Annotated in this window: 9 protein-coding genes, 1 pseudogene and 1 other annotated feature; of the genes and pseudogenes, 6 read left to right on the forward strand and 4 right to left on the reverse strand. The window is 40.1% G+C overall.

All coding sequences use genetic code 11. The annotated features are described in order from the left end of the window. Positions 1 to 431: 431 nt before the first annotated feature. The 4 genes from FTU45_RS14195 (at position 432) to FTU45_RS14210 (ending at position 4,335) form a co-directional block, all read left to right on the forward strand. The gene (locus FTU45_RS14195) at positions 432 to 1,790 is read left to right on the forward strand and encodes an NAD(P)-binding domain-containing protein (protein WP_159516660.1); all 1,359 of its coding nucleotides are present in this window, start codon (positions 432 to 434) and stop codon (positions 1,788 to 1,790) included. 72 nt (positions 1,791 to 1,862) lie between these two features. Next, a complete protein-coding gene (locus FTU45_RS15520) occupies positions 1,863 to 2,267 on the forward strand; it encodes an IS66 family insertion sequence element accessory protein TnpB (protein ID WP_227523651.1) in 405 nt (134 codons plus the stop codon). Continuing rightward, the gene (gene tnpB, locus FTU45_RS14205; protein ID WP_074382683.1) at positions 2,264 to 2,599 is read left to right on the forward strand and encodes an IS66 family insertion sequence element accessory protein TnpB; all 336 of its coding nucleotides are present in this window, start codon (positions 2,264 to 2,266) and stop codon (positions 2,597 to 2,599) included. Before FTU45_RS15520 ends, tnpB begins: the two co-directional genes overlap by 4 nt. A gap of 74 nt (positions 2,600 to 2,673) precedes the next feature. Next, positions 2,674 to 4,335: an IS66 family transposase gene (locus FTU45_RS14210; protein ID WP_180076613.1), complete on the forward strand. Its 1,662-nt coding sequence runs from the start codon at positions 2,674 to 2,676 to the stop codon at positions 4,333 to 4,335. A 140-nt stretch (positions 4,336 to 4,475) separates the two neighbouring features. Here FTU45_RS14210 and FTU45_RS14215 read toward each other — a convergent pair whose 3' ends face one another. The 3 genes from FTU45_RS14215 to FTU45_RS14225 form a co-directional block, all read right to left on the reverse strand. Further along, a complete protein-coding gene (locus FTU45_RS14215; RefSeq protein WP_005093807.1) occupies positions 4,476 to 4,970 on the reverse strand; it encodes a flavin reductase in 495 nt (164 codons plus the stop codon). 98 nt (positions 4,971 to 5,068) lie between these two features. Beyond that, positions 5,069 to 6,112, reverse strand: coding sequence for a methionine synthase (locus FTU45_RS14220; RefSeq protein WP_004733166.1), 1,044 nt, complete (start codon positions 6,110 to 6,112; stop codon positions 5,069 to 5,071). A 50-nt stretch (positions 6,113 to 6,162) separates the two neighbouring features. Then, the gene (locus tag FTU45_RS14225; protein ID WP_159138861.1) at positions 6,163 to 7,146 is read right to left on the reverse strand and encodes a putative oxygenase MesX; all 984 of its coding nucleotides are present in this window, start codon (positions 7,144 to 7,146) and stop codon (positions 6,163 to 6,165) included. A 273-nt stretch (positions 7,147 to 7,419) separates the two neighbouring features. On the opposite strand from FTU45_RS14225, the gene FTU45_RS14230 reads away from it, so the two are divergent. Together FTU45_RS14230 and FTU45_RS14235 are read left to right on the forward strand one after the other, a co-directional pair. Further along, a protein-coding gene (locus FTU45_RS14230) for an IS3 family transposase (RefSeq protein ID WP_180076614.1) occupies positions 7,420 to 8,639 on the forward strand; the annotation gives its coding sequence in 2 pieces (ribosomal slippage) (positions 7,420 to 7,696 and positions 7,696 to 8,639; 1,221 coding nt in all). Next, positions 7,695 to 7,811 (forward strand) — a sequence feature (AL1L pseudoknot). It overlaps the preceding gene by 117 nt. A gap of 359 nt (positions 8,640 to 8,998) precedes the next feature. Then, positions 8,999 to 10,201: a tyrosine-type recombinase/integrase gene (locus tag FTU45_RS14235; protein ID WP_100355904.1), complete on the forward strand. Its 1,203-nt coding sequence runs from the start codon at positions 8,999 to 9,001 to the stop codon at positions 10,199 to 10,201. 198 nt (positions 10,202 to 10,399) lie between these two features. On the opposite strand, the pseudogene FTU45_RS14240 reads toward FTU45_RS14235, so the two are convergent. After that, positions 10,400 to 10,689 (reverse strand): annotated as a pseudogene (locus FTU45_RS14240) (IS6-like element IS1008 family transposase); the annotation flags it as partial.

Genomic DNA, 10,689 nt, shown 5'->3' on the forward strand with positions numbered 1-10,689 from the left:
AAAGTAACTTAGACCAGTGTTGATCATTCAGCATTGTACGAGGCATAGCGAGAAGTAAATTTGGTTTGGCGATTAAATTTTACTTTCTCGCTATTTTTTTGAACAGAAAATGTCAACAGACCCTAATGGAATGACTTTAAATTCACTTTTATAACTAAGCAAAGCCACAATTAATCAGAAATTATGATAAGATCAGCTTTCTTAAAAAATGTGTTTTTTATAAAGATGAATTGCTTAGGTAATTTTTACTGTCTTTAGCACATTTTATTATTTTTTCTTTTTTTTAATTCACATCCTATTTTGAACAGATTTTTAATCGCTCAATTTAGGATTGTATTTGCTTATCTTTATAATGCTTATATTTCAAATCCTAAATTGTGACACTCAAAATTGGAGAGGTAATTAAGAACTCAAAACTAATGGAGATAGCAATGGATCGAATTGCAATTATTGGTGCTGGCCCAAGTGGCATGGCCCAATTAAGAGCGTTTCAGTCAGCAAAGGCCAAAGGTCTACAAGTTCCTGAAATTGTATGTTTCGAAAAACAAAATGATTGGGGCGGGCTATGGAACTATACTTGGCGCACTGGTATAGATGAACATGGGGAACCTGTCCACGGCAGTATGTACCGCTATTTATGGTCAAATGGCCCCAAAGAAGCGCTAGAATTTGCCGATTATACTTTTGATGAACATTTCAAAAAACCAATCGCTTCATATCCACCACGTGCAGTACTGTGGGATTACATCAAAGGCCGTGCAGAAAAAGCACAGGTCAAAGATTTAGTTCGTTTCAATAGTGCCGTTCAGCATATTGCCTATGATGAAACAACGCAAAAATTCACGGTAGATGTCGAAGATTATACACAACAACAGCATTATTCAGAACAATTTGATTATGTTGTCGTTGCATCTGGACACTTCTCTACCCCACGCGTTCCTGTTTATGAAGGCTTTGATCAATTCCATGGTCGCATTTTACACGCACACGACTTCCGTGATGCGCTGGAATTTAAAGGCAAGTCTGTGTTATTGGTTGGCAGCAGCTACTCTGCCGAAGACATTGGTTCGCAATGTTATAAATACGGTGCTAAGCAAATTTACAGTTGCTATCGTAGTAAAGCCATGGGCTTTAAATGGCCTAAAAACTGGTCTGAAAAGCCACAATTACTGCGTGTAGATGAAAATACTGCTTATTTTAGTGATGGAACATCTGCCAAAATTGATGCCATTATTTTATGCACAGGCTATTTGCACCACTTCCCATTTATTGAAGATAACCTACGCCTCAGAACACATAACTGCCTTTATCCGCAGGGTTTATATCAGGGTGTGGTGTGGGAAAAGAATCCTCGCTTGTTCTACTTGGGCATGCAAGATCAATGGTACACCTTCAATATGTTCGATGCGCAAGCATGGTTTGTCCGTGATGTGATTTTGGGCAAAATTGCTTTACCAAGCACGGCAGAAATGCAGAGCCATACGCAGACCTTACATCAAAAAGAGCAGCGCCTATTGAACGATGAACAATCTGCCCGCTTCCAAGGTGACTACATCAAACGCCTGATTGCGCAGACGGACTATCCATCATTCAATATTGATGCAGTGCATGATATTTTCATGCAATGGAAAAAGCATAAAAAAGAAAACATTATGGGCTTTAGAGATAAAGTCTATCGCTCAGTAATGACTGGAAAAATGGCTAAGCCACATCACACGCCATGGTTATATGCGCTAGATGATTCTTTAGAAAACTATTTGGAAGATGAAGCACAACGTGAAGCGATGTAAGGCTTAATCACAAAAAGCCACACAATACGCAGCAAAATAGCCAACAAGCCCCATAAGTTATGGTCATGGGGTTTGTTGTTTGGACTGCCACCACTCTCCGAGACAAATAAGGCCGTACAGCCTTTACGACGTAACAACCCTGATGAACATGAACCTCTCGAAGCAAAGAAAGAAATCCTTTGCCTTAAAGCACCGAACGTTTCAATTGCTTCGGTCGCTTTGCAACATGGATTGAATACAAATCTTGTATCCAAATGGATTCGCTTAATTGATGGTAAGCCAGGGAATGATCGCTCACCACTACCGAATAAACCTGCATTTATTGCCTTATCTTGCTCTGCACCATTAGATCCTACTCCTACTGACATGTTAACGGTTCAAATTACTTTACCCCACTCAAAAGCAGAAATTGGCTTGAAATGGCAAGTATCAGAAATATCTGCTTTAGCAGAATTACTCAAGGCACTTGCAACATGATCCATATCGATGAAATCTGGCTCTCTACCCAGCCGATGGACATGCGTGCGGGTATGGATACTGCCATGGCTCAGGTGCTGAGAGCCTTTGGCTCGATCAAACCGCATTGCGCCTACCTGTTCTGTAATAAGCGTGGCCATCGCATGAAAGTGCTGGTGCATGATGGATTGGGCATCTGGCTGTGTGCCCGGCGGCTGGAACAGGGTAAATTTCACTGGGCTCAGATTCACCAGGGTGAAACCGTAGCCCTCAGCCCAGAGCAGTTGCAGGCACTGATCCAGGGTTTACCCTGGCAGAGAATTGGACGACAGCAGGTGGTGACGATGCTCTAAACCAGGCTCGTACATTCTGCTATTCTCCAAACGTTCTATTTCATTCTCTTCATGACCTCAGGCATACTGCGGTCATGAAAACGCTGCCTGATTTAAACCAACTGACCCATGAGCAACTGCTGGAATTTACCCGGCAATTGGCGATGCAGCATCAGTCTTTGGCACAATCAAATCAGCAATTAGATGCCAAAGTTCAACATCTGGAAGTCACCAATCAACAATTAGATGGCAAAGTTCAACATCTGGAAGCATGCAACCAACATCTCTCTATTCTCACTCAAAAATACGAGCATGAACTGGCTCTGTTTAAAAAGCACAAATTCGCCCAAAAGAATGAACACCTAACAGCAAAACAAATCCATCTGTGGGACGAAGCAGTCGAAGAGGATATCGCAGCCGTTGATCTGGAACTGGAGCGGCTGAATGCAGATAAAACTGATGCAGCGACACAGAAAGCCACAGTCAACAAACCTAAACGTCGACTGCTGCCAGATCATCTACACACCATCCGTATTGAGCATGAACCTGCATCAACCCAATGCAGTTGTGGCTGCCAGTTACGTCGTATCGGCGAAGATATCAGTGAAAAACTGCATTTCAGACCGGCACAGTTCTACAAGGAACAGCATGTCCGTGGCAAATGGGTCTGTGATCAGTGCGACACTCTGACTCAGCAAGCGATGCCTGCCTATGTGATTGATAAAGGCATTGCTTCACCTGAATTGCTCAGCCATGTGCTGGTATCGAAGTATGCCGATCATTTGCCGCTGTACCGTCAGCGCCTGATCTATCAGCGGGCGGGCATTGATCTGTCCAGATCTACTTTATCTGACTGGATTGGTTGCTGCGGTGTGGAACTGGAACCTCTGGCCAATGCCTTAAAACAGGTGGTGCTGCAACAGCGGGTGATCCATGCCGATGAAACGCCGGTCACCATCATGCGGATGGGTGATGATGAGAAAAAACCGAAGAAAGGTTATGTCTGGGCCTATGCCACTACACAGTACAATCCAGTTCAAGCGGTGATCTATGACTTTCAGGATAGCCGTTCAGGTCAGCATGCTGAAGAGTTCCTGAATGGCTGGCAGGGTCATCTGGTCTGTGATGATTACAGTGGTTATAAAGCACGCTTTAAATCAGGCCAGGTCATTGAGGTGGGCTGCATGGCACATGCACGTCGTAAATTTCATGAACTGCATGTGACCGGGAAAAGTCAGATCGCTGAACAGGCATTAGTGCTGATTCAGAAACTGTATGCCATAGAAGCAGAACTCAGGAAAAAGACCGATGGTACAGCAGAACATCGCCGCGAATACCGGCAACAGCATAGCCAAACGGTGATGCAACAACTGTATGAATGGCTCAGCCAACATTATCTGGCGGTGCCATCGAGTTCTCCAACTGCCAAGGCGATCAATTACAGCCTAAAACGTTGGCAGGCACTCTGCCGCTATCTGAATGATGGCAATTTGCCTATAGATATGAGCAGCATTGCTGCGCAAGGGATTGAAAATCAGATGCGCCCCTGGGCGTTGGGACGTAAGAACTGGCTGTTTGCTGGCTCGCTGCGCAGCGGCCAACGAGCTGCCAATATCATGACTTTAATCCAGTCAGCAAAGCTGAATGGACTGGATCCGTATGCCTATTTAAGTGATGTGCTGAAAAGGCTGCCGACGCATAAAGTCACCCAAATAGAAGAATTACTGCCACACCGCTGGAAATCCGACCAAAATTAAAAAATAGGTATGGGGTTCAGCGGACGCTTACCCGACACCAAACAGCCCTGCTGCAAAACCAGCAAAAGCACCGATGACTAAAAAGGTTATAAGTTCCACAATAGACTAACTTTAAAAAATGAAAGGATTAAGGCGTTGAATTAAGCGTGTTCCAACTGACCCACTTGATGATAAGCACGGTTAAAATACACCAGGCTTTCTTCTTGATCGCTTTGTTGAACTTGAAGCACACGACACATGAAAATACTGTGTGTACCCACTTGCTGAATGTCCTGAATTTCACAGTCAAAACTGACCAAGGCATCTTGCAAAATAGGTGAACCAGTTTCCAACGCACTCCACTCACCTAAGTTGAAACGCTCTTCAGAACTGAATTTACTTGAAGCAAAAGCATTTGAAAGCTGTTCATGCTGAGTACTTAGTACGTTTACAGCCAAGACTTTATTTTCAACAAAATGGGCATGTGAACGGGAGGATTGATTCATACAGACCAATAACGTTGGCGGTGTATCCGTCACGCTACATACGGCAGATGCAGTAAATCCATGCATACCTGCTTTACTCGCAGTCGTAATAACATTCACTGCTGTGGTGAGTAAAGACATTGCATTTCTAAAGTCTGTTGCTTCAATCATCTCTTTCATCTCAAATGTACATATCACGTGCTCGTGCTTTAAGTAGAACAAATCATCTTGCAATAATTTGCCCCTGCTTCGCACGAGACTACGTTTGATTAAGCTTCTAGCTCTTTACGAACAATGGCAGCACCTGCGCTTAAAGCCTCAAGCTTGCCACGTGCAACTTGGCGAGAAAGTGGTGTCATACCACAGTTGGTTGAAGGATAGAGTTTATCTGCATCAACAAATTGAAGTGCTTTACGTAAGGTATTCGCCACTTCTTCTGCAGTTTCAACTTTGCTAGTTGCTACATCAATGGCACCCACCATCACTTTCTTACCACGGATCAATTCAATCAAATCCATTGGTACACGTGAGTTTTGGCATTCAAGTGAAATAATATCGAGCTTAGATTGTTGTAGTTTCGGGAATGACTCTTCGTATTGACGCCATTCATTACCTAAAGTTTGTTTCCAATCTGTATTGGCTTTAATGCCGTAACCATAGCAAATATGAACTGCAGTTTCACATTTTAGACCTTCAAGTGCACGTTCTAAGGTTGGTACACCCCAGTCATTCACTTCATCAAAGAATACGTTAAACGCAGGTTCATCAAATTGGATAATGTCTACGCCTGCTGCTTCAAGTTCTAAAGCTTCTTGGTTCAAAATTTTGGCAAATTCCCAAGCCAGTTTTTCACGGCTCTTGTAGTGTCCGTCAAAAAGTGTATCAATCATGGTCATTGGACCAGGCAACGCCCATTTAATTGGCTGACTGGTTTGGCTGCGTAAAAATTTCGCATCGTCTACAAACACTGCTTTTTTACGAGAAACTTCACCCACAACTGAAGGTACACTTGCATCATAACGATTACGAATACGCATGGTTTCACGCTTTTCGAAATCTACACCTTCAAGATGTTCAATAAACGTGGTTACAAAGTGCTGACGGGTTTGCTCACCATCACTCACGATATCGATACCTGCAGTGACTTGCTCATGTAATGATAATTTCAAAGCATCACGTTTAGCTTCTAATAATTCTTCGCCTTCAAGCTTCCATGCAGACCATAATTTTTCAGGTTCAGCTAACCAAGACGGTTTTGGCAAGCTACCCGCAGTTGAAGTTGGGAGTAAAAGTTTCGGTTGTGTAAGCGCCATGTCTAATCTTCTTTGTCTAAATTCGTAAATCTGTTTATCAATTTAATGGATTAAGCAGCTGTTTCGACTTCGAAATTTGCAGCCCATTCATTTAAAATGTCTTGATAAGGCTTAATGAAGTTTTCTTCCGTCCATTTACCTTGTTTAACTGCAAGCTCACCACGTTCCACACGGTCATAGACCACACGTGTAAGTGAATAATCGCCATAGCTTAGACTTGGTTGATACACCACACCTGCAGGAGAGTTGGTGTTGTAAATTTCAGGACGATAGATCCGTTGGAAACTTTCCATGGTCGCAATAGCACTGATCAATTCAAAATCAGTATAATCACGGACTAAATCGCCAGCGAAATAGAATGCTAATGGTGCATTACCACCTTCTGGTTTAAAGTAGCGTACACGTAAACCCATTTTGGCAAAATATTCATCGGTACGTGAATATTCATCATTTTTGTATTCCACACCCAAAATAGGATGTACGTTGGCTGTACGGAAATACGTTTTAGAGGTTGAAACGCTTAAGCAAATGACAGGTTGTTTTTTAAATTCTGCTTTAAATACATCTGAATTGACTAAATGTTGATAAAGCTTGCCATGTAGATTGCCAAAATCTTCAGGTTTTTCACCTACACCACAACCCAATTGTGGCAATACCACGCTGAAGTCGTAATCACGCACATAAGATGAGAAGCTATTGCCGATCATGCCTTCAATACGCTCACCTGTTTGATGGTCAATCACAACACTTTTAAGTGTTTCAATAAATGGGAAAGTTTGACCATTACCTTCAATATCAATTTCCGCAGAAATAATGTCAATCTCAAGTGAATAGCGATCACCTTTCGGGTTATCAACGGTTGCCAAGCTATTAAAACGGTTGTTGATCATCGCAAGGGTACGACGCAAGTTTTCTTCACGGCTTTCCCCACGTGCCAAATTGGCAAAGTTTGTGGTTAAACGTGTGTTTTCTGCTGGTGTATAATTCTCATCAAAACGGATACGTTTAATTGAACACTCAAATGCTGTACTCATGGAGATTGCCACCTAAAAATTTTATAAAAAGTTAAATTTCTGAATGGCTATATTTAAACGTGAATAAGAAAGTGAGTAAAACGATATAAATTCAGCTTAAGATGAGAAATACTCATCTTAATAAATTAAAGATGCTGAGGATTTTTAGTTATTCAGTAAGCTAAGCGGCTATCTAAAATCTTTATCTGAAATTGGTAATGTTTTTTGCAACTCTACCAAAGATAGAACCGTACCGGGTTTGTCGGAGACTCAATATTCTGAGAGACTATTCCGATGACAAAATTAAAATATACCCCTGAAATCAGAGAAAGAGCGGTTCAATTACTAATTGAATCTGAAAAAGATTATCCTTCTACTTGGGCTGCAATCACAGCAATTGCGCCTAAGATTGGTTGTACTCCTGAAACACTTCGTGCCTGGCATCAAAAGCATTTAGATCAGCAAAATCCTATTAAAGTACAACAGATATCTGATCAAGAAAAAATGAAGCAAATGGAACGTGAAATTAAAGAATTAAAGCGTGCCAATGAAATTCTACGTAAAGCAGCCGCTTTTTTCGCCCAGGCGGAGCTCGACCGCCCACACAAATAATGGTGGATTTCATCCATAACAATAAAGATCGATATGGTGTTGATGCGATTTGTAGGATTTTACCGATCGCAGCTTCAACCTATTACCGAACTTTAGATCTCGCTGACAATCCAGAACATCGAGCGAAACGAGATCTACATGATGAGCATCATGCTGAACAAATTAAACGAATTTGGAAGGAAAGTTTAGGTCGATATGGTGTACGTAAAGTTTGGCAAAAATTGAAACGTGAAGGCTATGTTATTGCACGTTGTACAGTTGCTCGATTGATGCAGAAGCTAGATATACAAGGTGTTTGGCGTGGTAAGAACAAACACACTACCCGCAACCGAGATGATCAAAAACGAGCAGATGATTTAGTGAAACGTAATTTTAGTGCTGATCGACCTGACCAATTATGGGTCAGTGACTTTACGTATATTCAAACTCATTCAGGCTGGGTCTATACCGCCTTTATTATTGATGTGTTCTCACGAGCAATTGTTGGATGGAAAGTATCTACACGGATGAATACAGATATGGTGCTCGATGCATTGGAGCAAGCATTGCACGATCGAGGCATGCCAAAGAATGTGATTCATCATTCCGACAGGGGTGTGCAATATCTTTCGATTCGCTATACCAATCGTTTAGAAGCAGCAAATTTACGAGCATCAGTCGGTACAACTGGTGATTCATACGATAATGCTTTGGCTGAAACGGTGAATGGCTTATACAAAACAGAGGTGATTGAATATTTAAAAGCAGATTGGCAAGGTTTAGCAGATGTACAACTTGCGACACTAAACTGGGTAGATTGGTTCAATAAAAAGCGTGTACACAGTGCACTGGGTTACAAGTCGCCTTTTGAGTTTGAAGCAATGTACTATGATAAGATTAACCCGTTAGGTCAGGTGGCCTAACTTAAATAAAAAAGTCTCCGACAAACCCGGTACGGTTCATTTCGTATTCGCTATTTCCATAAGGTTACCCTAATTCTTGTATCGCTCCTGACATAATAACATAACTAATAAGTAACCATGAATCATAGAGCAGAAATGTGAATAGTCATAACATGGGGTTACACTTCAAATGCCAATTTAAGACTTGCAAAATTAATGGTTAATTAATTGGTTACTAAGGACTAGCCAATCTAAATATAAATTTTATTTAACAATTACTTATAGAAATATGTGATGCGTATGATACGCATCATATTAATATCGCTTAAATTTGCTATAATTGAATTGAGCAGTGCATTTTATGGTTAGGTTAAATATTCATGAGTCTTACAGAAGTTAAGATACGCCAGGCTAAGCCAAAGGAAAAAATCTATTTTCTGGCAGATGATGATGGCTTAAGTTTGAAGGTAGAACCAAACGGACGTAAATCTTGGAGTTATCGTTATTCTATTAAAGGTACAAATAAACGTCCTCGCATAAAGTTAGGCGAATATCCTGTCACATCGTTAAAAGAGGCAAGAATTGTCCGGGATGAATATAAATTTAATGGTCATCAAAATAAACCACTGCATCAAAAAAACATAAAAAATTTCCAAGATGTTTGTGAAGAGTGGTTGGAATTTAAAATTAGAAATTCCTTTGAAGACAAACCACGATGCGGAGTCATTCAGCTTGCAAAAAAATGTTTGGATCAAGATGTTTACCCCAATATTGGAGTAATGCCATTTACTGAAGTTAAAAGATATGACTTGGTTAAAATTATTAAAACTATAGAATCTCGGAATGTAAAAGAACCTGTAAAGAAAGCCTATAGCTATTTAAATCAGATTTATGATTATGCTGTAGCAATGGGTTATTGTGAATATAATATTGCCATTGGTCTTCATAAAATATTAATCAATAATAAGATTAAAAAGAATTATCCGTATTTAAAATCAAGTGAGCTATCTAATTTTTTAGCTAGATTAAATAAGGTTAATACAGACCCTATCATTAAAAAAGCATTGTTATTTAAGTTATATACAGGTGTACGTGGTAGTGAATTACTGCTTTGTGAACCACATCAATTCGATTTGGATAAAAAAATATGGAAAATACCAGCCTTACATATTAAACAATATAGAAGAAAAGTTATTTTAGGTCATGATATTCCTGATTTTTTAGTTCCACTATCTGATCAAGCACTGGAAGTTGTAAAATCTGCACTAATCTGGTCTCATGGAGAGAAATATGTTTTTTCTAGTCCACGAAATAAAAATAAACCCATTCATTTTAATACGCTTAACTTGATTATTAGAAAAATGGGATACAGGAAAAATGAATTATCTTCTCATGGTTTACGCTCAACGTTTAGTACAATATTAAATGAATCTGGCTTATTTCAATCGAATTGGATTGAAGCACAGCTATCCCATACTGATAAAAATAAAACCCGTGCCAGCTATAATCATGCAGAATATTTTAATCAGCGTGTTGAGATGATGCAATGGTGGGGAGATTTTATAGATAATTGTACTCTATGATTATTAGATCTCATTCATAAATAAAAAAATGATCGTTATATTTAAATAGATATTAAAAGTTCCTTCAAACCCGGTACAGTTTATACGGTAATCACCCCCCAAAATTTACTATATTTATCACTTATAATTACTATAGTTAATTTTCTGGCACTGTTGCAAATAGTGATTTGAGTCGATGATGTTCCCTTTAAAAAGTGCTTAGAGACCGAAAACCCTGTTGATTAGACACACTTCACCCTGAGGCTGACCATAATAAAATGACGATGCTTGTCCTTTACGTAGTGCACGCATGACTTCAATACCTTTAATTGTGGCATAAGCAGTCTTCATAGATTTGAATCCTAATGTGGCCCTGATGATTCGCTTTAACTTACCATGATCACATTCAATGACATTATTTTTATACTTAATCTGCCTGTGCTCAATATCTACTGGACATTTTCCTTCTCGCTTTAATCGTGATAAAGCATGGCCATAGGTCGCTGCTT

Source organism: Acinetobacter sp. YH12106, from assembly GCF_013418995.1.
GTDB lineage: Bacteria > Pseudomonadota > Gammaproteobacteria > Pseudomonadales > Moraxellaceae > Acinetobacter > Acinetobacter pseudolwoffii.

Bases quoted from the DNA above. Each gene is read 5' to 3' on its own strand.
- FTU45_RS14195 (WP_159516660.1), top strand. From the start codon at position 432: ATGGATCGAATTGCAATTATTGGTGCTGGCCCAAGTGGCATGGCCCAA.
- tnpB (WP_074382683.1), top strand. From the start codon at position 2,264: ATGATCCATATCGATGAAATCTGGCTCTCTACCCAGCCGATGGACATG.
- FTU45_RS14210 (WP_180076613.1), top strand. From the start codon at position 2,674: ATGAAAACGCTGCCTGATTTAAACCAACTGACCCATGAGCAACTGCTG.
- FTU45_RS14215 (WP_005093807.1), bottom strand. From the start codon at position 4,970: ATGATTGAAGCAACAGACTTTAGAAATGCAATGTCTTTACTCACCACA.
- FTU45_RS14220 (WP_004733166.1), bottom strand. From the start codon at position 6,112: ATGGCGCTTACACAACCGAAACTTTTACTCCCAACTTCAACTGCGGGT.
- FTU45_RS14225 (WP_159138861.1), bottom strand. From the start codon at position 7,146: ATGAGTACAGCATTTGAGTGTTCAATTAAACGTATCCGTTTTGATGAG.
- FTU45_RS14235 (WP_100355904.1), top strand. From the start codon at position 8,999: ATGAGTCTTACAGAAGTTAAGATACGCCAGGCTAAGCCAAAGGAAAAA.